The sequence below is a fragment of the Roseomonas sp. WA12 genome, assembly GCF_054165765.1.
In genome coordinates this window covers 691558-713711 of sequence record NZ_JBSTUI010000002.1, presented here as the reverse complement: position 1 = coordinate 713711, position 22154 = coordinate 691558, and the positions used below count along the sequence as shown (strand labels likewise).

20 protein-coding genes are annotated in these 22154 nt (G+C 63.6%); 8 read left to right on the top strand and 12 right to left on the bottom strand.

The features are described 5' to 3' along the window. Positions 1–737: 737 nt before the first annotated feature. The 3 genes from tnpB (at position 738) to ACVBD7_RS25810 (ending at position 3318) form a co-directional block, all read left to right on the top strand. Positions 738–1064: an IS66 family insertion sequence element accessory protein TnpB gene (gene tnpB / locus ACVBD7_RS25820; RefSeq protein WP_458098337.1), complete on the top strand. Its 327-nt coding sequence runs from the start codon at positions 738–740 to the stop codon at positions 1062–1064. Positions 1065–1276: 212 nt separating this feature from the next. After that, positions 1277–1930 (top strand): PEP-CTERM sorting domain-containing protein, encoded by a 654-nt coding sequence (locus ACVBD7_RS25815; protein WP_458098336.1) that lies wholly within the window; start codon positions 1277–1279, stop codon positions 1928–1930. A 506-nt stretch (positions 1931–2436) separates the two neighbouring features. Then, positions 2437–3318, top strand: coding sequence for a DUF305 domain-containing protein (locus tag ACVBD7_RS25810; RefSeq protein WP_458098335.1), 882 nt, complete (start codon positions 2437–2439; stop codon positions 3316–3318). Positions 3319–3488: 170 nt separating this feature from the next. On the opposite strand, the gene ACVBD7_RS25805 is transcribed toward ACVBD7_RS25810, so the two are convergent. From ACVBD7_RS25805 to ACVBD7_RS25780, 6 genes are all read right to left on the bottom strand, one after another. Beyond that, entirely contained in the window at positions 3489–4481 is a 993-nt protein-coding gene (locus ACVBD7_RS25805; protein WP_458098394.1) for an alpha/beta hydrolase, read from the bottom strand. 165 nt (positions 4482–4646) lie between these two features. Next, on the bottom strand, positions 4647–5015 hold the full coding sequence (locus ACVBD7_RS25800; RefSeq protein WP_458098334.1) for a c-type cytochrome: 369 nt from the start codon (positions 5013–5015) through the stop codon (positions 4647–4649). A 59-nt stretch (positions 5016–5074) separates the two neighbouring features. After that, complete coding sequence (locus ACVBD7_RS25795) at positions 5075–7198, bottom strand: molybdopterin cofactor-binding domain-containing protein (RefSeq protein WP_458098333.1); 2124 nt, start codon at positions 7196–7198, stop codon at positions 5075–5077. An 8-nt stretch (positions 7199–7206) separates the two neighbouring features. After that, positions 7207–7686 carry a (2Fe-2S)-binding protein gene (locus tag ACVBD7_RS25790; protein WP_458098332.1) on the bottom strand — a complete coding sequence of 160 codons (480 nt, stop codon included), beginning with the start codon at positions 7684–7686 and terminating at the stop codon, positions 7207–7209. 553 nt (positions 7687–8239) lie between these two features. Then, positions 8240–9316 (bottom strand): alkene reductase, encoded by a 1077-nt coding sequence (locus ACVBD7_RS25785; RefSeq protein WP_458098331.1) that lies wholly within the window; start codon positions 9314–9316, stop codon positions 8240–8242. Positions 9317–9353: 37 nt separating this feature from the next. After that, entirely contained in the window at positions 9354–10115 is a 762-nt protein-coding gene (locus ACVBD7_RS25780) for an SDR family oxidoreductase (RefSeq protein WP_458098330.1), read from the bottom strand. Positions 10116–10217: 102 nt separating this feature from the next. Between ACVBD7_RS25780 and ACVBD7_RS25775 the strand changes: the two genes are divergently transcribed. The 4 genes from ACVBD7_RS25775 to ACVBD7_RS25760 all read left to right on the top strand — a co-directional run bounded on the left by ACVBD7_RS25775 (position 10218) and on the right by ACVBD7_RS25760 (position 13833). Continuing rightward, the gene (locus ACVBD7_RS25775; protein ID WP_458098329.1) at positions 10218–11162 is read left to right on the top strand and encodes a LysR substrate-binding domain-containing protein; all 945 of its coding nucleotides are present in this window, start codon (positions 10218–10220) and stop codon (positions 11160–11162) included. A gap of 662 nt (positions 11163–11824) precedes the next feature. Then, entirely contained in the window at positions 11825–12490 is a 666-nt protein-coding gene (locus ACVBD7_RS25770) for a hydrolase (protein ID WP_458098328.1), read from the top strand. Between the two features lie 83 nt (positions 12491–12573). Continuing rightward, positions 12574–13302: an isochorismatase family protein gene (locus ACVBD7_RS25765; RefSeq protein WP_458098327.1), complete on the top strand. Its 729-nt coding sequence runs from the start codon at positions 12574–12576 to the stop codon at positions 13300–13302. Between the two features lie 165 nt (positions 13303–13467). Further along, positions 13468–13833 (top strand): nuclear transport factor 2 family protein, encoded by a 366-nt coding sequence (locus ACVBD7_RS25760; protein WP_458098326.1) that lies wholly within the window; start codon positions 13468–13470, stop codon positions 13831–13833. Positions 13834–13941: 108 nt separating this feature from the next. Here ACVBD7_RS25760 and ACVBD7_RS25755 read toward each other — a convergent pair whose 3' ends face one another. The 3 genes from ACVBD7_RS25755 to ACVBD7_RS25745 form a co-directional block, all read right to left on the bottom strand. Further along, positions 13942–14631 (bottom strand): MarC family protein, encoded by a 690-nt coding sequence (locus ACVBD7_RS25755; protein ID WP_458098325.1) that lies wholly within the window; start codon positions 14629–14631, stop codon positions 13942–13944. An 838-nt stretch (positions 14632–15469) separates the two neighbouring features. Further along, on the bottom strand, positions 15470–16108 hold the full coding sequence (locus ACVBD7_RS25750; protein ID WP_458098324.1) for a response regulator transcription factor: 639 nt from the start codon (positions 16106–16108) through the stop codon (positions 15470–15472). Continuing rightward, a complete protein-coding gene (locus ACVBD7_RS25745; protein ID WP_458098323.1) occupies positions 16105–17016 on the bottom strand; it encodes a helix-turn-helix domain-containing protein in 912 nt (303 codons plus the stop codon). Before ACVBD7_RS25745 ends, ACVBD7_RS25750 begins: the two co-directional genes overlap by 4 nt. A 359-nt stretch (positions 17017–17375) precedes the next feature. Between ACVBD7_RS25745 and ACVBD7_RS25740 the strand changes: the two genes are divergently transcribed. After that, complete coding sequence (locus tag ACVBD7_RS25740; RefSeq protein WP_458098322.1) at positions 17376–19052, top strand: PAS domain-containing sensor histidine kinase; 1677 nt, start codon at positions 17376–17378, stop codon at positions 19050–19052. On the opposite strand, the gene ACVBD7_RS25735 is transcribed toward ACVBD7_RS25740, so the two are convergent. From ACVBD7_RS25735 to ACVBD7_RS25725, 3 genes are all read right to left on the bottom strand, one after another. Next, the gene (locus ACVBD7_RS25735; RefSeq protein ID WP_458098321.1) at positions 19036–20628 is read right to left on the bottom strand and encodes an ABC transporter substrate-binding protein; all 1593 of its coding nucleotides are present in this window, start codon (positions 20626–20628) and stop codon (positions 19036–19038) included. The genes ACVBD7_RS25740 and ACVBD7_RS25735 overlap by 17 nt on opposite strands. 124 nt (positions 20629–20752) lie before the next feature. After that, positions 20753–21355 carry an NADPH-dependent F420 reductase gene (locus ACVBD7_RS25730; RefSeq protein ID WP_458098393.1) on the bottom strand — a complete coding sequence of 201 codons (603 nt, stop codon included), beginning with the start codon at positions 21353–21355 and terminating at the stop codon, positions 20753–20755. Positions 21356–21384: 29 nt separating this feature from the next. Further along, positions 21385–22143 carry an SDR family oxidoreductase gene (locus tag ACVBD7_RS25725; RefSeq protein ID WP_458098392.1) on the bottom strand — a complete coding sequence of 253 codons (759 nt, stop codon included), beginning with the start codon at positions 22141–22143 and terminating at the stop codon, positions 21385–21387. Positions 22144–22154: the final 11 nt, after the last annotated feature.

Genomic DNA, 22154 nt, shown 5'->3' with positions numbered 1-22154 from the left:
GCCACCAACACCCGCTCAACACAGTAGTCCCGTCTCCCACAGCTCCCCCTTCGCGGCCCGGCGCCTCCTCAACTCGGGTAGCATCCGCCCGCCGGGTGACCCGCCGCGGCAAGCCGGACTGGTGGACGGCAAGAGTGCGGGTGGAACCCCCGTGCTAGGGCTAGGCGGGATTCAGGCCTTGAACTCGTGTGATGGTCCAGAGCGAGACGAATTTGGCCACGACGAGTTTCCGGTTCCGCTGAGGCTGTAGTTTATCGACAAACTCCAAAGCAGCCTCAATCAGCGTAACTATCCGCAAATGCCCGCCTTGTCTGAGGGGCGATGTTTGCTGACCGTAGTAACGCTCGTAGGAGCGGCGCAAAGGACGGGGGAGATGGAGATCATTGCCGGGGTGATGCGGCGCCGACGCTGACGTGCCTAGGACAGGCTGGGCGTGCTGGCGGAGGCAGTACAGCCTGGAGCGCGAATGTCCGAGGTGGCGCGGGACATGAAATCAGCCGCGACCTGATGTGGTCCTGACGGCGTCAGTTGCGGCAGAGGCGGCTGGCGGTGGCCGATCCTAAGGTATCGGTGTTTCTGCCCCTGCATGTGAGCGACGCGATGCCGCCCGGAACTGTGGCGCCCGCGGCGGCGACAGGCTCGCAGATCGAGATTGCGCGGCCGTAAGCGACCCTTGTTCGAGGCGGCGCTGGCGTGGACGCAGTGGCGCTGCGACGCATGCTGTCGGTCCGGCGGCGGTGATCCCTGTCCCCTCCGGTGTGCAGGTCTGGCTGGCAGTGGTCCACACCGACATGCGCCGCGGCATGAGCGGACTGGCATTTCAGATACACAAAGCACTTGGGCGCGATCCGCATGCCGGCGGTTGCCACGCTCTTCGCGACAGACGAGGCAACCTGGTCAAAATGATCTGGCATGACGGGCTCGGCATGTCGGGCTACGCCAAGCGGCTGGAGCGGGACGCTTCCTGCGGCCCCCGCCCGCGGGTGGCGCCGCCAACCGCGGCACTCGCCGAATTGGTACAATGGTGTCGCATGAAATCCACTAAGACCAGACCACGCCAGTGAGGCTTCCGTCCCGGTTTCGGTAGCTCCCAAACGGGGCCGTTCGAAACGGCTGTAGTAGGCGAAGTCGGTGGAAAGATCTTTTACACATCCTGAATCATTTTAGAACGCAATCGAGTTTTCTAAACCTTTTCCGTGCCTTAGAGACTGGCACAGCAATTGCTGCTCCTACAGAAAGCGAAGCCATTTGGCGGCGCCAGGAGATAGAGAAATTCATGCTTAAGAACCTTCTTCTCGGTTCGGTGATGTCCGTCGCGATGGCGAGCGCCGCCTTCGCAGCCCCGATCGTCGGCGTCTTCAGCGCCACCGGCGACGGTCAGTACCTCAACAACAGCAACACGGGTGTGCGCGTTGCCGACGCCACGCGCCTCGACTTCGGCAATGCTGGCAGCAACCTGGCCGGCAACGGCTTCGGCAATGCCGGGTCGCTCAACATCGAGAGCGGTGAGGGCTCCTTCGCCGCCTACGAGGGCACCACTGCGGTCATCAATGACCTTCAGTTCTCGGGCCCGGCGCGCCTCGCTGGGCAGACTGCCGTGACCGTGCCCGCGGGCTCGCCGCTGATCATCTTCAGCAGCCCGTTCCTGTCGCTGACGATCCTCTCGAGCGATGTCAGCCTGAACAACCTGGTCCCTGCCAACGCCACCAGCGTCACCGTCTCCGGCACCGCACGGTTCACGACGGCCGAAGGTTCCGCGATTGGCACCTACAGCCTGTCCACCAACAGCCGTGCCGGCGTTGCTTCGTCCACGCTCTTCTCCTTCACGACCAATGCGGGCGTGGCGGTTCCGGAGCCGGCGTCGATGGCTCTGCTCGGCGCCGGCCTGCTCGGCCTCGCCGGTCTGCGCCGCACGCGTCGCTCGGCCTAATCCAAGGCTGACACCGGCGGGGAAGTGTCTATGGCACTCCCCGCCGGATAAGCGGCGTAGCGCAGCGTAACGCGCACGACGCCCTGCTTCGAGCACTTCTGCGCGCTGTGTGGTGCCGGCGTCGCCGTCAGGATTGCTGGGTATTTCATACGCGGTGAACCCGGGCTGTGGGCCTGTCGCGAGTACCGTCCCAGGGTTCACCTAAACTGGAGGCCAGCCTAGGCTGAGGGGGCTTTCCCTTCTGCCGTTTGACTGGCGTTTCCTCCCTTAACTCGGCCGCCCCCTCAGGGGCGCCCTTTTGTATGACTTGGCGGGCTACTATTTGCGCTCGGGGACGCAGTACAGCCTGGTCTCACAAGGCATCCGCTCGGCTATCGCCACTTTACAGCCGGGCACCATTGCATTGCCTCGTAGAACTCAGCGGTCGATGCCGAGACGCTCTTGACCTTCCCACAATGGTAAGCCCCACGTCCTGCGTAGTTCGAAGCTACGAAGAGAATGAAGCGATGCCCCGACATGGAATCCGCAGCGCCGTGCTGGCCGGTGCAGCCGCGCTCCTGATCTTTTCTCATCCCGTGCTCGCGATGGTCGGAGAAGGCGCCGACGAGGGCATCAAGCCCGTCACCTCACCAAGCTATACGCTTGTTCCGGAAGGCCGTCTCGCCGCCGCGCGCAAGGCCGATCTGGACTATGTCACGGGTATGCGCCCCCATCATGCCGGCGCCCTCACCATGTCAGAGGAGTACCTTGCCGACCCAGAGGCCCGTAGCCCCATCCTGCGCATGCTGGCTCAGGCCATAATCCACAACCAGCGTTTCGAGATCGCGCTGCTTGATGAAGTAGCACGCAAGCTCGCCCAGCCGGCGCAGATACTCGACCTAGGCTTCGGCGCAATGGCCGTGCAGCCCGCCGGCACCGAAGGCATGGCTTTGCCTCTCCGATTCACGCGGTTCCCCGTTCCAGGTCCGCTCGTAGCACGAGGTCCGATGGCTGTTCGGGATGTGCAGTTCGCAAAGGGGATGATCACTCACCACCAGGCCGCCCTGACGATGGCCTTAGACTACCAAGCCGGTCCTGACGCCCGGAACAGCTTCCTCCGCCTTTTCAATGTAGACATCATCACTGATCAGACGCAGGAAATTGGGCTTATGCGGCGTATCCTCGAGACCTACCCAGGGGATACGGATGCCGTCACTGTGCCGGCATCAATGATCCATGGGATGGAAGGGATGTCGCACGGCAGCCATGCTGCACAACAAGATCGGGCTACCTTCACACCCGCCAACCGCGGTGCGCCACCGAGTGCACACACGGGTCATTCATCGGCTCCCGTGAACAATGCGCCGAGGCGTCGCGCGGTTGGACAGCAGGAGCGACATGCCCATTAGTGCGGAGAAGGCAGATCAGCTGAATTCCCCGGAAGCACGCGCCTGCCAGCCGCCACTCAGCCCCATGACCTGGCGCCGCCCCGCAAGGGCGATGATCGAACCCTGCACGCTTTCACGTGTGCCATCCACGTCAGCAGCACCGCCCTAAGATGATTCAATAAATTCTGTGCTTAACGTGCGAGATGCCCGCAAATGCCCTCGCTTGCTTGCCGAAGCGCTGCCTCGGTGGAGGGTACGTGCCGCAGTCCGTTCAACAGCATGAAGTCATGGATGGTACCGTTGAAGCGCGTCGCAACGACCTCCACCCCCGCCTCCTTCAACTTCCGCGCGTAAGCCTCCCCTTCATCGCGCAACGGATCATTCTCCGCGGTTATCACCATGGCAGGCGGCAGACCGGTGAGCTGCTGCGTTGTCGCCCGCAGCGGCGAGACAAAACGGTTGCTGCGGCTCGCCTCATCGGGTGCGTACCGGTCCCAGCCATACCTCATGAAGTCGCGGGTTAAGAAGCGGTCGGTGCCAAAGGCTTGGTAGGAAACGCTGTCGACACTCGCATCCGTAGCCGGATTGAGGAGAACTTGATAACGAATTTGCGGGCCATTGCGATCTACGGTCATCAGGGTCAGAGCCGCGGTCATGTTGCCGCCTACAGAGTTGCCGGCGACGGCGATCCGGCTGCCATCGGCGCCGATCTCACCCGCGTGCTGGGAGACCCATTTGAGAGCGGCGTAGCTCTCCTCCAGCTGCGTTGGAAATCGGGCAGCAGGGAGAGGTGTGTATTCCACGAAGACGCCGACTTGGCCGGACTGCACGACTAGGTCGCGCAGCAGCCGCTGGTGGTTCTGGAAATTGCCGACGATCCAGACGCCGCCGTGCACGAAGAACAGTACACCAGGCATGCCGGTCGTTTGTTCGGGCGTCATGATGTAGAGCTTTACGGATTGCCCATCTTGGGCGATCGTGCGTTCGGAAATGGACACGCCGGACATGTCGACAGGTGTCTGGTTCTGTAGGTTTGTAATGGCCTTCTGCGGCTGGGGCTGCGGAAGCTCCCAGATGGGGCTGGCGCTCTTGTTGAGCTCTACGAGAAAGGAGCGAACCTGCGGATCAAGTTGAGGGTCGTTGGCAACATCAGGGGCGGCCGAGGCAGGCGGGATCATCATCATGGCTCCAACAAGGATCGAAACAACATCGAGATTTCGCTTCATGCTTAGTCTCTCTCATCCGGCGTCTTCGACCGGTGCTAACCTGCTCGCTGTCCCACTCGCATCGATGCTGGCGTTCGATTGCTTTCGCCGAACATGAGGAAGGCGGACACCACTGAATGGGGATCATCTGCTTAAATACGCGATGACGTCCGAGCGCTGCTTTGTGTCGATCAGTGCGACGTTCATCCGAGTCCCTGGAACCAACCGACTTGGTGCAGCCAGGAAGCGGTCGAGCGTGTCAGCACTCCAGGTTAGCCCGGAGTTCTTCATCGCCGTTGAATAATTGTATTCAAGCGAGCCGGCAGGTCGGTTGACTACGTCCGCGAGGTTCGGCCCCAACGGGGAGCGTTGGCCAGGCTCAATCGTGTGGCAACTCTGGCAGCGTTGCCGGAACAATCGGCCTCCAGCGTCCGCGTCCTGAGCCAGCGCAGGAACCGTACCGGCGAGAGAGGCCTGTAGCGCGAGAACAACCCGCAGCGAGATTCTGGACAAGTTCTATGCTCCTCTTTCCGTCGTGTAGATCTCGGGTCATCACGACTAACGGAGAAAGTTCAGACGAGATGGGGCATGACGGGCAGGTGCCGTATCCGCCTGCCCGTGAGCCGGTAAAGCGCATTGCAAACGGCGGGCGCGACCCCTGGCGCACCACCCTCACCGATCCCTTCCATCGGGGCGCCGCTTTCGAGGAAGACCGTCTCGAAGTCCGGCGTCTCGGCAAGGCGGACCATTTGGTAGGTGTCAAAGTTGGTCTCTTGAACCCGCCCGTTTGCGATGGTGATCTTGCCGAACAGCGCGGCTGTCAGTCCCCAAATAGCAGCGCCTTCGATCTGCGATCGCGCTATATCGGGCGCGATGGTCCTGCCCGCATCCGCAACCGTCCAGATTTTGCGTACCTTTATTCCGTCTCCCTGGCGCACGACCTCTGCGGCCTGTGCTACCAAACAGTCCTCATTCTTGTGGCTGACAGCCAAGCCAACCGCCCGCCCTTCAGCAGTGGCTTTCGGCCAATCGCAAATCTCAGCAAGGCGGTCCAGAGCTGCTATGGCGCGCGCATCATGCAAGAGATGCCGCCTGCGAAAGGCGAGAGCATCCTCGCCGACTGCCTCGGCCAGCTCGTCGACGAAGCTCTCGATCGCGAAGATTGTGTGTGACGCACCGACGGACCGCCACATGCCCGTCGGCACGGGCGTTTCGCTTCTAATCCAGTGGGCGTCCTGGGAGGGAAATCGATAAATTGGGTAGACGCCATCGGAAACCGTGATGTCATAGGGCACGACTGCCGCGACAGTGGGAAAGGCGCGCGGCAATACAGAGGGCGTAGCCTGACGGTGACGAACAGAGGTGACTATTCCGCCGGAAATGGAGGCTGTGAGTTCGGAGACTCCAGCCGGGCGATAGTAATCATGTTGGACGTCCTCCTCCCGGGACCACAGAAGCTTGACCGGCCATCCGCGCACAGATTTGGCGATTGCGACCGCCTGTACGATGACATCGAACTCCTGCCGGCGCCCAAACCCACCACCACCAAGCACCGGGTGAATCGTGATGGCGGATTGCGGCATACCCAGCTGCTCGGCCACTGCCTCGCGCGCGGATTCGGGCCGTTGCGCAGACACCCAAATCTCGCAGCGGTTTGCGTCAACCCGAGCCACGCAGCTCATCGGTTCCATGGTGGTGTGAGCAAGGAAGGGAACTTCGTATTCGCGCCTCAGCAATCTCTCGGCCGTAGCAACGGCCTGAGCAGGTTCGCCCGCACTTCCCGCAAGCGCGCCTTGCTCAGTACGAAGATCCCGCCACAATTGGGAACTGATCAGTTGGTCGGATAAATCGACGTTGGTGCCAGCCGTCCACTCCGGCGCGAGTGTCTCGATTGCGCTATGTGCCGTCCACCACCGGTCCGCCACCACCGCGACGGCATTGGGCAGGTCGACAACAGAATGGACGCCAAGGCTTCTTAGGACCTCCGCTCGATTGTCTCGCGCGAGAGTTCCGCCGAAAATCGGGCACGCAGTAACGGATGCGTACAGCATGCCGGGAAGGCGGACGTCGATAGCGTATTGTGCAGTACCATCAACTTTGCTCGGAGTATCGAGGCGAGGGACCGCCCTGCCTACGAACTGCAGCGCCCTTCCGGACGTCTCGGACAGGGTTGCTGGGGGTGCTTCGCGAGCAGCTGCAATGGCCAGCTCACCATAGCTGTTGCTCCGTCGCCCGCCCTTCAACAGCACGCGGCCTGCGGACGTTTCGCAGCCCTCAGGAGACACTCTCCAACGCCTCGCCGCTGCACTGATCAGCATCGCGCGAGCGGTCGCGCCGGCGAGCCTGTACAAGTCGTGAAAGCCACTCGTTCCTGTACTTGCTCCAGTGAACTGCATTTTGAAGGTTGGATGCCGGAACTGCGGTGCCAAGGGCGCAAGCTCGAAGCGGATATCTTTCCATTCCGCATCGAGAGCATCTGCGAGAACCATGGCAAGAGCCGTCGACGTCCCTTGCCCGATCTCCGCGACTGGGGAAATCACCACGACACTGTTGTCAGTGCCGATCCTTAAATAGCTCTGCTGGAATGAAACCGCAGCATCAGCCTGAACTACTGACGGCCCAATCGCGAGTACGAGCGCTCCTGCCGAGGTCGCCGCTGCCGAAAGCCGCAGCAGGTTGCGGCGGTTCATCGCCATGCCGGCCATTATCGAGTTCCCTCGGTCGCCGACGCAACTGCGGCCTGGATAGCCGCCTTGATGCGTGGGTAGGTCCCACATCGACAGATATTCGTCATGGCGGCATCGATGTCGTCTTCGCTTGGTGCAGGATTTTCGGCAAGCAGTGCCGCAGCGGCCATGATCATTCCAGACTGGCAGTATCCGCATTGCGGAACCTGATAGTCCACCCAGAGGCGCTGGAGGGGATGGCGGCCGCTAAACGATAAAGCCGGCGCTGCCAGGCCTTCGATCGTCGTGATCTTGGTGCCGGCGACTGCCCCGATGGGAAGAACGCAACTGCGTGTCGCGACGCCGTCCATATGGATTGTGCAAGCACCGCATTGAGCCACGCCGCAGCCAAACTTGGTTCCGGTCATTCCAAGATCATCGCGTAGCACCCAAAGAAGCGGCGTCTCGTCCGCAACATCTATCTCGACTGAACGTCCATTAAGTTCAAAACGGGTCATGATGGCTTCCCGAAACTTAGAGCAAGCAGCCGAGCCAAGGATCGCCAAGTCAAAAAACCGACGGCAATGTGCATGCGGCTGGGTGACATTGCTTGTGAGATCGACGTTTAGTGGCAGCTGAGGTGTGCGCCTGCGCCGGTCATCACCGGCCCTGGCGAGTGACGGCTTAGCCGTCTGACAGCAAGTTAGCGCTCGTCCCGATCAGAGATAATGGGCCTCAATGTCTTTTCTGTTGTGCCGACGTGGCACAGATGACTCCGTGGATGCTCACATGAGTGAAGGCACGCTACCGACCGCAACCGGAGTTCTGTGTCGTCGATGGATCCCAGGTCGGGAGCGGTCCCAAGATCTTGCACCCGTGCGGAAACGGCGGATGCGGGACTTGGGGTACGTGGGAGCCCTTCCGCAGTCGGATAACCTGGCTCGGCGCAGGAATGGAGCGGAGCAATGGCGCATCCATGGCCATTCGCATGGCGCTATCTTGTCCTGCTGCGTGAAGATATTCTGCTGCAACAGACGGTAAGTCCATTGCTGCAGGGCCGCGAAGCAGGCTTCAAGTAGCCGCTAGGTAGTCCAGGTAACCCTCCGGCCCTTGCGTGAACCACGTTGCCGCATCGTCGACGGTAAGCGTCAGGCCGCGCGCAATCCGTGAGGGGAGATCTGGGTTAGCGATGAATGGTCTTCCGAAGGTGATGGCATCGCAGACCCCCTCATCCAGGGCTTGCTGCGCTCGCTCGGCGTCGTAGTCCGAGTTGGCGATCAGCACGCCTTTGAAAGCGGGGCGCAGCTTCGACGCGAGAGGTGGCATCTCACCGACACCGAATGTGCCTTCGATGGGAGGCTCCCTCAATTCGACATGCCCGACGCCGAGGGCGGACAGCGTCTCCAGGACCATAGTGAAGAGCGAGAGGGGATCGCTGTCGCGCACACCCTGTGTTTCGCCGTTTGGGGACAGCCGAACACCCGTGCGATCCGCACCGACGGCATCAATGACACCCTGAGTGACTTCCCGCAGCAGCCTGACGCGGTTCAGCGTAGTGCCGCCGTAGATGTCGTCGCGGCGGTTCGTACCGTCACGTAAAAATTCATCGATCAGGTAGCCGTTCGCCGCGTGAATTTGCACGCCGTCGAAGCCGGCCGCCATCGCGTTGCGCGCCGCCGCGCGGAAGTCCTCGACCACACGGGGGATCTCGTCTCGGTGCAGCGGGCGGCCAGCTTCGTAGCGCTGCTTGCCAGCATAGGTGTGAGCGTGGCCGGGCGCGGTGGTGCCAGAGGCAGAGACGGGCTGTGCTCCACCCAAGAAGCTCGGATGTACGGTGCGCCCCATATGCCAGAGCTGGGCCAGGATCCGGCCGCCCGCAACGTGAACGGCCTCCGTTACTGCACGCCAGCCGACAACCTGCTCGGGCGTCCAAAGGCCAGTAGCATAGGGCCAACCCATGCCTTCTCGCGAGATGCCGATTGCCTCGGAGATGATCACTCCGGCCGTGGCGCGTTGAGCGTAGTAGCGCACCATCATCGGGGTCGCCACGTGTTCCCGCGTTCCACGGGCTCGGGTCATAGGCGCCATCAGAATGCGGTTTGGGACCTCCAGGGCGCCAATGCGAACGGGATCGAACAGCGAGGGCATGGGATGAGCTCCGAAATCCGGGCTGGACGATGCGACGTCAAACGAGCCGGGAGCCGCCGTCCACGTGCAGCGTTTCGCCGTTCATGAACCCGTTGCTCATGAGAAAGACGACGGCGGCTCCCACCTCTTCGGCTGTTCCGAGCCGGCGAAGCGGCAGCCTCTCCTTGAGAGCTGCTACGTAGCCGTCCCGGTTGGTCCCGAGTGTACGGGCTAGGAGAGGCGTGTCGGTCGTACCCGGAGACAGCACGTTCACCCGGCGCGGTGCCAGCTCAAGGGCAAGGCCACGGGCGAGAGCCTCCATGGCAGCGGATGCCGCGGCGAGCACGGCTGTTCCCTGGCTGGTGGGGCGATCAGCGAGAGCACCGGAGATGAAGGTCACCGACGCTTCCGGGGCGAGCCGGTCGCCGAGTGCGCGCAGGATATGGATCGCCGCCCAGACCCGTTCCTCGAAAGCACGGCGGAGATGGTCGACCTCTACCTCCAGCACCTTGCCGGCCACAAAGGTGCCGGCGAGCAGGACGAGGTGATCAACATGCGCGATATCGGTCAGCGCCTTCATGATCGTTTCGGGCTTTGTCACGTCTGCGGCCCGCCAGCCTTTGAATCCCTGGTCGACCGCGGTGCGCTCCGCACCTGCCGGGTCGAAACCGATCACGATGACCGAAGCTCCTGCCGCCTGGGCCTGTCGCGCGGCGGCGAGGCCGATTCCGGACGTGCCTCCGAAGATCAGCACCGTGCGGTCCCGCAGGTTGCCCGCCAGGGATGAGGGTGAGGGACTGGGAATGGCTGGCTGACCCATAGGATATCCTCTGCTCGGAGGCTGTCTAGCCATCCATGGATGTTATGGTGTGCAAGCCCTTGGCTTGATAATCCGCCTTGGCGTCGTATCAGTTGTGCCGGCATGGAACATATCAGCCTCGACAGACTCACTGGCATTGTGGCATTTGCCCGCTCGGCCTCGGTTGGCAGTTACACGGCCGCAGCACGGGCTCTGGGCATCTCGCCTTCCGCCGTCAGCAAGAGCGTGCAGCGATTGGAGGAACGCCTTGGGCTCAGGCTTTTCACCCGGACGACGCGTTCTCTGACACTTACCCCGGAAGGGCGCGACCTTTACGAGCGAGCACTGCGATTGCTCCGGGAGGCCGAGGAGATCGAGCAGGCGGCAGTCGCGGCGCGCTCCGACCCGGCTGGTGTGCTGAAGGTAGCGGCTTCTCTGCCCATGGGCGCACATCTGCTTGGCCCGGCCCTGCCGCGCTTCCGAGAGCGCTATCCTAGGCTGTCAGTGGACCTGCGTCTGAGTGATCGAGTGGTGGACCTCATAGAGGAGGGCGTCGACGTTGCGATCCGCGTCGGAGAACTTGCCGACTCTCGGCTCATCTCGCGACCGCTCGCACCACACATGGTCGCTGCCTTCGCCTCGCCGGACTACCTCCGGCGCAGAGGCACGCCACGGCATCCAAACGAACTTGTCGAGCATGACTGTGTCAACTTTCGCTATCAGAGTTCCGGGCAGGCGCTGCGCTGGCCCTTTCGCATTGGAGAAAGGGTCGTCGAAGTCACGCCGGAGCCTGGAATCATCGCCGACGCCAGTGAGGCTGTCGCAGCCGTCCTCGTGGCCGGCGGCGGCATCGGGATCTCTCCAACTTATTTGGCCGCCTCCTACGTCCGGCGGGGAGAGCTTGTCCCGGTGTTGCACACCTTTGCTGTGAAGCGATCGACGATTTCAGCCCTCTGGCCGGAGAGCCGACACAGCAGCCCGAATGTCCGAGCGTTTCTGACCTTCCTCGAGGAGGTGATCCCGTCTCCAGCTCCTTGGGACACCTTAATGACCAGTATGGCGAGTTGAAGAGTGCTCACTGGACTTCTGAGTAGTCGGCGTAATCGGGGCTACATTGTCGGAACAGGGGCTCAACGGAATTCAAACGGAGGCCTAGCTTTGCTTGGGATACCGTTCGCTAGGTTCAGGCCTCATTGATCCATAAGAGGATGGCGCTGGCGAGAGGGGTGACGAAGAAGGTGTGGGCGCTTCGGTCGTAGCGCATGGCGATACAACGCTAGTCCTTCAGGCGGCTGAACAGTTCTCGATGCGGTGCCCTTGGCGGTAGAGCGGCTTGTCGTAGGGGTTCGAGACCTTGCGGCTGCACGGTATGCACGGCGCAATCTCGTGGGTGATGAGCGCTTGGCAAAAGCGGTTGCTGTCGTAGCCCTTGCCGGCGAGCAGCTCCGTGACCCCGGGGAAGGCTCGTCCGCGGGAGTACCGCTGTGAGGGTCAGATCAGCGCAGAGGCTCCGGAGCAGGCAATCGTACTCGGTGCGCCGTAGCTGTCCGGCTTCGCAAAAAATGCCAAAAACTGTTGGCGTCCGCTATCTTGCTTCAAGATTACGGCCGGCCGCCCTGGTTCATCGGCGATATACATAGGTATGAAGCGCCATGCCCGTCGTATAGCAGCTATTCCAGCTTGTTCCCTGCATCTTCCGAAAGCCACAAGCGCCCGAGGAGGATGCGACCATGCCCAACCAAACCGGCCTCTCCGCCCTACTCCGTCCGGAGGATTCGGTCCTGGTGCTCATCGACCACCAGCCCTTTCAGCTCGCTAATCTGAATAGCCATGAGCCGATGATGGTGATCAACAACACCGTCGGCCTCGCGAAGGTCGCGAAGGCGTTCGGCATCCCGACGATTCTCACGAGCGTCGTCGCAGCACGGGGCGGTGCCATCTTCCCCCAAATCACCTCGGTTTTCCCGGAGCAGGAGCCGATCGATCGAACCCTAATCAACACCTGGCAGGATGGGCGGGTCGTCGATGCGATCAAGGCGACCGGGCGGAAGCAGCTGCTCATGTGCGGCCTCTGGACCGAAATCTGCCTGGCGATGCCCACCATCCAGGCCATAGGGGAGGGCTGGGACGTCACCATCGTGACCGACGCGTCCGGTGGGGTCAGCGTCGAGGCGCATCAGATGGCCATCCAGCGGATGATCATGGTGGGCGCAAACCCGATGACGTGGATGGCGGTCGCCGGCGAGTGGCAGCGCGACTGGGCCCGCACGGAGCATGTCGCCGCGCTCGCTGCCGCGCTTGCTGAGCATGGCGGCGCCACCGGTGTGGTCAGTCTGTGGGAGCAGCAGCTGCTCAACACTCCCGTGCCACAAGGCAGCGGGGCGGTTCCGGCCTGAGCCGGACTTCGTTGGGCACGAGAGCGACATCGCACGCGCTCGAAGCTCAATCTCCAGCACGTTCTCAGACGCCGGACAGGATAATGACAATGATATCGACCGAGACACATCGCCGGGGGCTGATGTCGGGCCTGGCAGCGGGAGCGTTGCTGGCGGCGCCAGCCCTTGCTCAGTCCGCGGCCGGGTCCGCGCGGACACAGCGGGCCTCGCCGCAGAACGCCGTCTGGAATCACGATCAGGTCGCTCTGCTCATCATCGACTATCAGCCGGAGATGCTTGCAGCCATCCGGTCGGAAACCTCCGCGGAGCTGATCGAGCTCAACACCATCTACATGATCCGCGTGGCGAAGGCGTTGAACATCCCCGTCGTGCTGACATCCGTCGGTGTCGAGCTCGGCATCAACAGCCCGACCAAGCCCTCGATCGCCGCGGAGCTTCCCGCCGTCACTGTCATCGACCGAAGCACGATGAACGCCTGGGAAGACCCCAACTTCGTCGGCCCGGTGAAGGCGCTGGGTCGGAAACGGCTTATCTTCGGGGCGCTCTTTACGGAGGTCTGCCTTGCCTTCCCGGTTGTCGATGCGTTGAAAGACGGGTTCGAGGTCACCTTCGTCGAGGACATGGTGGGCGGCCAGTCTCCCGTCTCCCACAAGGCGGCGATCTCACGCATCACTCAGGCGGGTGCGGTACCGAATTCCGTGCTCGGTCTGAGCGCCGAACTCTTCCGGGAATGGAAGTCCGCCGAGGGCGAGAAGGCGAAGCCCGTAATCATCTGGTACCTGAACGAGTTGAAAGCCCGACGGCTGGGGTGACCCGCCGAATGGTAAGGGGCGCCCGACCGATGCCCTTTACCTGCGCGGACGGCGTGCTCCGGCAGACCGGAGCACGCAGTCGACGCTCATCTGCAGCACTCACCTGGGCGCCGCTTGCGGCGAGGTCACGAGCCAGAGTCGAACCAAATAGGCACGAGGACAATCATGTCGATGTTGACGGGTGTTGAGCTTCTTGAAGGTTGCATCAGGCGAGTCTGGAGCGAGCACGATGATGCTCGGCGCCGTGCTGCGATGGAAGAACTCTACCGGCCGGATGCAGTCATCTATGAGCCCTCCAGATCCGTGTCGGGCCACCAGGAGATCTCGGATGTTGTCCAAGGAGTCCTGAAAGATATGCCCGAGGGCTTCCGGTTCGAGATCGTCGGTCCAAGCCTTGAGCACCACGGCATAGCAATCACGCGCTGGACCGGCATGGTCGGCAGTGTGGTAACGGTCAGCGGTAGCGACGTGGCACGGATCACCGATGGCCAGATCTCCGAGCATTACTTCTTCTTCGATCCTGAGCCGTGATCGCACGGCACTCAGGGAATTGCGCGGGCGGCCGCGGGCGGCGCACTTTCAGATGTCTCCCGCCCTGCGGACGGGCAGTGTTAGTCACCACGCCCACCGCTGGGCCATTCAGCGGGCCACCCCTCCTCTGACCAGCGGTTCGAGGAGATCCAGCACGCCGGTGCCAAGGATCTGCACTCCGACGCAGAGGAGCAGGAAGGCAGCCAGCCGCGTCACCACCCGGGCGCCGGTCTGGCCGATCAGCGCGATCAGCCGGTCGGCCGAAGCGTAGGCGATCCAAACGCTGAGGGAGACAAGCGCGGCCGCGAGCACCATGCCGACGAAGAAGGCTCCAAATCCAAAGCCGCTGGCCGGCCGTGCGGAAGCAAGGGCGATCGCGACGGAGATTGTGCCGGGCCCTGTGGTGAAGGGCATGGTCAGCGGGAAGAAGGCGGCGTCCTCGGCATTGCTCGCGGGGGCGGCCTGCTCCTCCTTGCGCGCCTCATGGACCTCGGGAGCGTTCAGCAGGCTCCAGGCTCGGCTCGCCACCACGAGACCACCTGCGACGCGCAGGGCCCCGAGCGTGATTCCGAAGAAGTTCAATACATAGGCGCCGACCCCGAAAGAGACGAGCAGGACGAGGAACGAATAGGCCCCGACCTGCCGCGCCAGCATGGACCGCTCCCGATGCGTGCGGTCCGCCAACACCTGGCTGAAGATCAATGCTCCACCGATCGGGTTGACGATGGAGAAGAGGGCCGGAAAGCCCAAAAGGAAGGCCCCCAGAGCACCGCCGAATGGCAGGAAGCTAACGTCCACAGCACGCTCCTTGCGACCCCCTGCCCTACCTGCGGAGGCTGCTGGTATGTTTATCACAGTGGGGCGGCATGCCGGCCAGAGCGCCGGGATGCCAGCCCACCCGGAGGCGGGCACGGCGGCGCATTCAGCTCATCTAAGGATGGTAGCACTGCCGGCCCAAGCCCCCGCGCAGCGGCATATTCGCGGCCGGGGGGGATCAGGGCAACTCAGACGATGGTATGATCAAGTCCGACATTTGTTAGCGATGCAGGTGAATATCTGAGCAGAGGCCTCAATGGCAGGGCCGGCGGATCATCACGGGAAGCACACCAGGGATGAGACGGCCCCATACAAACGTATGCTTGCGATACACGCGTGTCCGATGTCGGCGCTCACCAGGCCGCATCATCCTTTCGGCATCCGGGGTGGCTACCGCCCGCAAGCCAGGATGGTGTTATGCCTAGCCTCTCAGTCCTTGCTGCTCTGCTCCTTGCTCTCGGCACAGCCTGCGCCACCGCGCCCCCAGCCGCTGCAGCCTCAGCACGTGAAGAACGTAACGCCAGGCCGGACGCGCAGAGCGTGGGAGGGCGTCCGGCATCGCCGGCGGATCGCACGGCGCGCCCCAGCGCAGGTCCCGAAGGACGAGGCTGCACAACCGGCTTTCGCGTCCTGCTATTCTTCCGACCGGCCTGGTCACCTCCTGCCGCACTCGCATCCGCACCGGCAGCCGCCTCGCGCATCTCCGCTCACGCGCGAAAGGTCGATCGCCTCTCGGCATACCGATGCAAAATTCGGGAGACGTTGCAGTGGACCTAGGGCGCTGCGTCTCGCGACGTCCCACGATGGCGTCGTGGGGGCGCTAGGCCTTCAACTTCAAAGCCTCCGCCATCTTCACAAAGTCGGCGAGTGTCCGGGCTCCCATCTTTCGCATGGCGTTGCCGCGGTGGATCTTGACCGTGATCTCGCTGAGCTCAAGGTCGAAGGCGATCTGCTTGTTCATCTTCCCAGCGGCGACCCGCGCCATCACCTCTCGTTCCCGCGGAGAGAGGGTGGCGAAACTGCTTCGCAGCTCGTTGAACCGGCCGCGCTCGGTCCGCGCGGCGGCATCCCGGGCGAGGGCAGAGGCGACAGCATCCAGCATGTCCTGGTCGCGAAAGGGCTTGGGCAGGAAGTCCACGGCGCCTGCTTTCATGCCCTGCACCGTCATGGGAATGTCGCCATGCCCGGTCATCAGAACCACCGGCATGGTCACGCCGGCTTCGTTCAGCTGCCCCTGAAGGTCGAGCCCGCTGAGCCCGGGAAGGCGAACATCGAGCACGAGGCAGCCCGCCGCACGCGCATCGCCGGAATCGAGGAACTCGGCCGCTGAGCCATAAAGCCGCGTCCTGTAGCCGACCGAGCGAAAAAGGCTGTCCAGAGCTTGGCGGAGCCCCAAGTCATCGTCAACGACATGGACGGCCTGGACACCCTCCGGAGAGGGAGGGGCGGGCTTGATCATGGTCCGCGGGGTGACTTTCCGTTCCGCCAACTCGCTGGCGGCACCCCGACCTGGCGGGAGAACACGCGCGAAAGGTGGCTCTGGTCGGAGAAGCCCGTGGCCGCGGCCACCTCTGCCACCGTCACTCGCGGGTTCGCCAGCAATGCCTTGGCCTGGTCGATCCGCCTCTCCAGCAGCCAGCGATGGGGCGGAACCCCGATCGTCGCCCGGAAGGCTCTGGCGAAGTGACTGACGGAAAGCCCACAGGCCGCCGCCAGGTCCGCGAGGCGGACCTCGCCGTCTAGCCGGGCCGCGATCGTGTCCTTTGCCACACGCTCCTGCCACGGGCTCAGGCGCGGGCCACCCTTCGGCCTGATGGGCCGGTAGGCGCCGTAGGTTTTCCCGAAATGGGCAACGGCCGCCCAGCACAGATGGTCGATGAACAGCGTGTTGGTGGCTTCGGGCGAGAGGAATGCCGGCTCCAGCAGATTGGCCAGTTGCAGTGCCACAGGGTCTTCGATGCTGCTCGCCTCAGGAACCGAAAGCTCGGAGAACAATGTCCCGGGTTGGTCGGGCTCGAGCGCCTCGAAGACGGACCGGGGAATGTGCCAGTTCACCTGATCGAAATCGTCCATCAGGACGCAGGTCCAGTCATGGCGGTAGTCGTAGGCGCGGATCTGTCCGGGTCTCGCGAGCCGCACCGGCATAGAGCGGCCATCGCAGGTCATGTCTGCGCGGCAGGGCACGCGCGCCAGGCAGAAGAGAAAGGCGTCTTCCACCACGTGTCGGCTCAGCGGCTTGTCGTCTGCCGCGCCACGAACCCGCCCAATTGCGATCGGCGCCGGGCGCCCGCCGCGCGTCGTGAGAATGGAGGCCTGCTTCGGGCGGAAGTATTCCATGGCGACATTGTTCTTTCTTAGTCCCGCCACGCATAAACCTCCCTTTGCACCTGTCCCACGATCAGGAATCAGGTAGCCCGCGCACTTAGTTTGGCCCGAACTTTTGGCTGCGTCGACGGGTTTGCGCCCCGGCGCCGCCCCTCGTTCCCCAGAGCAAGAACGTCCATCCGGCCGCGCAGGAACGTGCTAGCCGCGGCCGCAAGTTTGACCGCTAATCCCGGCGCTTCGCGGCGATAACCTCGTCGGCACACAGGACCGAGACGTCGCAAGTGGGCGTACCCCCGGCGGAACCGGACACGACGCATGATGAACTCCCAATGCGCACAGGATGATGAGCTGGACCTCGACCAAATGAGGACGGTGTATGCCAGCAGCTTGGGCGGCGTGGCATGAGGCACCGTCTCCGTGCCGATCTGGATACCTCGACCTATGGCACCGCCGCCGACTACCGGGCGATGGCCGACGCCATCCCTGCCCTGCTTTCCTTCTTCGACGCGGAGCTGATCTGCCGCTACGCAAACGCGTACCACCGCCGATGGTACGGGCGGTCGCCGGACGAGATTGTCGGCCTGCACATCAGAGACCTCCTGGGCGAGCAAACCTACACCGAGCGCGCCCCGTTCTTGCGGCGCGCGCTGGCCGGCGATGAGGTCTCCTTCGACGCAACGGTCCTGCACTCCGACGGAACATGGAGGGACGCCGCGATCCGGTACATCCCCCGCTTTGGCCCGCGCGGCCTCGTCGGCTTTCACGTGCTCGTTTTCGACACGGCCGCCCACCAGCACCGGTTCCACAGCCTGTTCGACGGCAAGGGCATCGCCTTCGTCGAACTCGATCTGTCGAGGTTCGCCAGGACCCTGCGCCGGCCGCGTGATGGCAGTCTGAAGACGGTTTCCGCTGCAATTGCGTCCGACCCGACCTTCATACGCCGCATCATCGACCGCACGCATCTCGCGAGCATGAACGAGACTGCGGCATCTTTCTTCGGTCTCGACCGCAGCGCCTCCACCGGTACGCCATTCGGGGCCCTGTGCCCCCCGGCCGCGGAACCGGTTCTCGCGGCCAACCTGCTGGCCTATCTCGGCGGCCAGAAGAGCTTCGAGGCTGAGACGGTGATGCTGCGGGTCGGGGGTCAGCAGATCAACGTCCGTCTGACCAGCGCCTTCCCGCAGCATGGAGACCGGCAGGACCGGGTCTTCCTCGGCGTGATCGATATAGGTGAACGCGTTCGGCAAGAGCGCAAGCTCGCGAAGCTCGAGGCGGAGCTCGCCCATGCCGGCCGGATTGCAACGCTGGGGGAACTCACCGCCTCTATCGCGCATGAGGTCAACCAGCCCCTCGCGGCTGTGATAGCCAATGGTGACGCGGCACTGCGCTGGCTTCGCAGGCCGGTGCCTGATCTGGCTGAGGCCGAGGCGGCGATCAGGCGCATCATCGATGAAGGGAGAAGGGCGTCCGAGATCATTGCCCGCACGCGGGCGCTGGCAACAAGGGGAACGACGAAGCGTACCTGGTTCGATCCGAACGGTATGATCGAGGACGCTGCCGCGCTGGTGCGCCGCCAGGTGGTGTCGTTGGGCGCGGAACTCCGCCTCGACCTTGCCTCCCACCTTCCGCCGGTCTTCGCCGATCGGGTGCAACTGCAGCAGGTAGTCATCAACCTCGTGGTGAATGCCGCGCAGGCCATGCTGCATCAACCGGGCACTTCTCGCCTCGTCACGCTCAGTTCCCACGAGCGGGCCGCCACGATCATCATCGAGGTCAGCGACACCGGCCCGGGTATTGACGATGAGACCATACCGCGTCTGTTCGATGCCTTCTACACCACTAAGGCATCGGGTATGGGCATGGGGCTCTCGGTGTCGAAAACCATCGTCGAGGCCCATGAGGGTTGGATCTCCGTGCAGGGCGGGCCTGCAGGCGGTGCTGTCTTCGCGTTCGGCGTACCGGTTGCAGACGCTTCGCGAGCCTCGGACAGTCCGGAGTACGCGAGTGCCGCCAGGACAGCACAGCCTATTCATGGCGGGCTGTTGAACCTCGCCCGCTCGGCTAGCCGACCCGCCTGACACCCATGGCCGTGGTGTATTCATCGGCCCGCACCTCATAGGTCAGCCCACCGCGCATCGCCCAGACGTTCTTCTGCATGTGCAGCGGAATCACGGCCACCTCCTCCATGCCGATGCGCATGGCTTGCTTGAAGACGATTTCACGCCTCTCATCATCCGCGGTGCGCAACCCTTCCTCGACCAGGGCATCGACCCTGGCGCTGGAGTAACCGCTGAAGTTGACTGTGCCCAAGCCCTTCTCGAGATTCCGCGTCGTCAGGTTCCCTCGCAATGCGGTCGAGGGCTCGCCGGTGGTGGCCCAACCAAACAGCATTGCCGACATGTTGTTGCGGGCCTGGCGGTGCACGAGCACGGCAAAGGGCATCGCCTCCACCCGTGTTCGCACACCGATACGCTGCCACATTTGCCCGACAGCCTGGATGATTTGCACGTCGTTCACATAGCGGTTGTTCGGCCCGATGAGCCCGATCTGGAAGCCGTTCGGGTATCCGGCGGCCGACAGCAAGGCCCGGGCACGCTCGGGATCGAACGGGGGGAGTGGCAGGTCAGCCAGATAGCCAGTGGTGCCAGGCGGCATCATCTGCCCACTAGGTACGCCCGCGCCCTGCATCACCCGATCAACGATCGCCTGGCGGTTGATGGCGAAGGACAGTGCCTGGCGCACGCGCAAGTCGCGCAGCGGATTCGGATTCAGGCTCTCCCCATTTGGCCCTGCAATACTCGGGGACACTTCGTTCGCCACATCCAGCATCAGAAAAATCGAGCGCAGGCTAGGGATCTCGGCCATGCTAAAGCCGGGCGTACCACGCAGCCGCGGCATATCGGCCGGCGGCACACTGTCGATCATCTGCACGGCACCCGAGAGCAGTGCGGCCACGCGCACACCGTCACTGGGGATAAAGCGATAGGTCACCTGCGACCAGTCCGGCATCTCGCCCCAGTAATCCGCGTTCCGCACCATCGTCACTCGGTCGTCCGGAACGAAGTCTTGAAGCCGGAAGGGGCCGGTGCCGATCACAGCGTGCCCGCTGTTGAAGTCGGCCGTCGTGACCCTGTCGCCGACGGACTTGCAGATGATGTGGACGAGGCTGAGATCTTGCGGCAGCAACGGATAAGTGCCGTTCGTCGTGAAGCGGATCGTGTACGGATCCGGCGCGACCACCGAGACAATGGCCTTGGTGAATGTCGCGAAGGAGCCAGGGCTGTTCAGCACGCTTGGCACGCGTTTGAGGGTGAAGAGCACATCCTCAGCCGTGAAGTCCGCGCCGTTGCTGAACCTCACGCCCCGCCGCAGATTGAACTCCCAGGTTGTGTCGTCCACAAGGCGCCATGCTTCGGCCAGCCCTGGCCGCAACTGCGCCTTCGCATCCCGCCCGATCAGGGGGTCGAAGAAGTGCTCGGCCAGCATGTTGTTGGGCGAGAACGTGTGATAGTGCGGGTCCAGCGATGTCGGCGCGGCAGCGACGGCCACGGCCAGCGACTGGCCCTGAGCCTGTGCGAGACCGCCGGGCGAGGCTCCTGTGGCAGCAATGGCGAACACCGCGCGTCGCGACAGCGGCGCCTGGGTCTTGGACATCGACGTCTCCATCGGGAAGGGTTTGATCTATTCCGCGCTACTGGGGACCGCACAGAATTGGCTCGTTGCTGCTGCCCTGGCTCCCCTGCTCGCGGTCGATGCAGGGGCCGGTCCGCCGGCCGCGCTAACCCATATTCACCAAGTTGAGCCCGGGGAGCGGGCCGCCGGGGAACTGGACAAGCCGGCTGCCCACGGCGAGCGGCCCCAGATCGATGCCGAAGAAGCCCAGCCTATCGATCAGGCCGCTCACCCGCGCCTTCGCCTCCGCATCGTCCCCCGAAAGGAACAGCACACGCTTGCCGCCTTGGCTGGACGGATCGCAGACAAGGAGCTGCGGCTTGAGGTGGTTGAATGCCTTCACGACACGCGCCCCCGGCACCAGCCCGGCGAAGACCTCTGACGAACTGCGGCCACCGAGATCGGCGGGCCTGAAGAGCGGCGCCTCGATCGGGTTGTTCGCATCGATGGCGATCCGGCCGGAGAAGTCTGGCAGTCCTGCAAGGGCTTCCGGCAGCTTGGACCAGTTCACCGCCACGAAGACGATGTCGCGCGACGCAGCCTCCTCGCGCGTGCCGGCGGTGATATCAGGGCCTAGGGCGGCCACGGTCTCTGCCAGGCTTGCCGGGCCGCGGCTGTTGGACAGCGTGGCCGGAAGGGCATTGCGCGCCAGGATGGTCGCGACGGCTCGGCCGATCTGTCCCGCGCCGATGATCCCGATACTGGCCATGGTGCCCCCCGGATGCGTGCTGTTCGGTGTCATGCTGTCTGGCCGCCATCGACGTTCAGGGTGGCTCCTGTAATGTAACCGGCGTCCGGTCCGGCCAGAAAGGCGACGGCTGCTGCGATGTCCTCAGGTTGGCCGTAGCGGCCGAGGGCAGCGAGGCCCTTCAGCGTCTCGGCAAATGGCCCGTCCTCCGGATTCATCTCGGTGTTGATAGCGCCGGGCTGCACCACATTGACCGTAATGTTGCGCGGCCCAAGGTCACGCGACCACCCGCGCGTGTAGGCGGCTACGGCAGCCTTGCTGGCGATGTAGTCCGCCGCGCCGGCGAAGGGCACATGCATCGCGCCCGTGGTGCCGATCGAGATGATCCGTCCGCCATCAACCATGAGAGGCACTGCGGCGCGAACCGCGGCCGCTACGCCCTTCACGTTAATATCGAGCTGCCGGTCGAAGGCGGCGAGATCGGCATTGGGATCGCCGACAACACCGGTCACGAACACGCCGGCCGAGTTGACCAGGATGTCGAGGCGACCCAGGCGAGAGTGAGCGAGGCGCACGAGCTCCGCTACCTCCTTCACTTCTCCCTGATCAGCTTTGACCGCGACCGCGCGACGGCCAAGGGCCTGCACCTCCCGGACGAGCTGTTCGGCGCGCGCGGCAGACGCGGCGTAGCTGAAAGCGACATCGGCGCCGTCGCTGGCCAGGCGCCGGACAATGGCCGCGCCGATCCCGCGGGATCCGCCTGTTATCAGCGCCACCTTGCCAGTCAGTGGCTGGGAAATCTGGGACATGGCCGTTACCC

Coding starts and splice junctions, on each gene's coding strand:
- ACVBD7_RS25815 (WP_458098336.1), top strand. CDS start 1,277: ATGCTTAAGAACCTTCTTCTCGGTTCGGTGATGTCCGTCGCGATGGCG.
- ACVBD7_RS25805 (WP_458098394.1), bottom strand. CDS start 4,481: ATGATGATGATCCCGCCTGCCTCGGCCGCCCCTGATGTTGCCAACGAC.
- ACVBD7_RS25795 (WP_458098333.1), bottom strand. CDS start 7,198: ATGGCGATGAACCGCCGCAACCTGCTGCGGCTTTCGGCAGCGGCGACC.
- ACVBD7_RS25730 (WP_458098393.1), bottom strand. CDS start 21,355: ATGGCCAGTATCGGGATCATCGGCGCGGGACAGATCGGCCGAGCCGTC.
- ACVBD7_RS25740 (WP_458098322.1), top strand. CDS start 17,376: ATGAGGCACCGTCTCCGTGCCGATCTGGATACCTCGACCTATGGCACC.
- ACVBD7_RS25760 (WP_458098326.1), top strand. CDS start 13,468: ATGTCGATGTTGACGGGTGTTGAGCTTCTTGAAGGTTGCATCAGGCGA.
- ACVBD7_RS25775 (WP_458098329.1), top strand. CDS start 10,218: ATGGAACATATCAGCCTCGACAGACTCACTGGCATTGTGGCATTTGCC.
- ACVBD7_RS25785 (WP_458098331.1), bottom strand. CDS start 9,316: ATGCCCTCGCTGTTCGATCCCGTTCGCATTGGCGCCCTGGAGGTCCCA.
- ACVBD7_RS25765 (WP_458098327.1), top strand. CDS start 12,574: ATGACAATGATATCGACCGAGACACATCGCCGGGGGCTGATGTCGGGC.
- ACVBD7_RS25725 (WP_458098392.1), bottom strand. CDS start 22,143: ATGTCCCAGATTTCCCAGCCACTGACTGGCAAGGTGGCGCTGATAACA.
- ACVBD7_RS25750 (WP_458098324.1), bottom strand. CDS start 16,108: ATGATCAAGCCCGCCCCTCCCTCTCCGGAGGGTGTCCAGGCCGTCCAT.
- ACVBD7_RS25790 (WP_458098332.1), bottom strand. CDS start 7,686: ATGACCCGTTTTGAACTTAATGGACGTTCAGTCGAGATAGATGTTGCG.
- ACVBD7_RS25780 (WP_458098330.1), bottom strand. CDS start 10,115: ATGGGTCAGCCAGCCATTCCCAGTCCCTCACCCTCATCCCTGGCGGGC.
- ACVBD7_RS25810 (WP_458098335.1), top strand. CDS start 2,437: ATGCCCCGACATGGAATCCGCAGCGCCGTGCTGGCCGGTGCAGCCGCG.
- ACVBD7_RS25735 (WP_458098321.1), bottom strand. CDS start 20,628: ATGTCCAAGACCCAGGCGCCGCTGTCGCGACGCGCGGTGTTCGCCATT.
- ACVBD7_RS25770 (WP_458098328.1), top strand. CDS start 11,825: ATGCCCAACCAAACCGGCCTCTCCGCCCTACTCCGTCCGGAGGATTCG.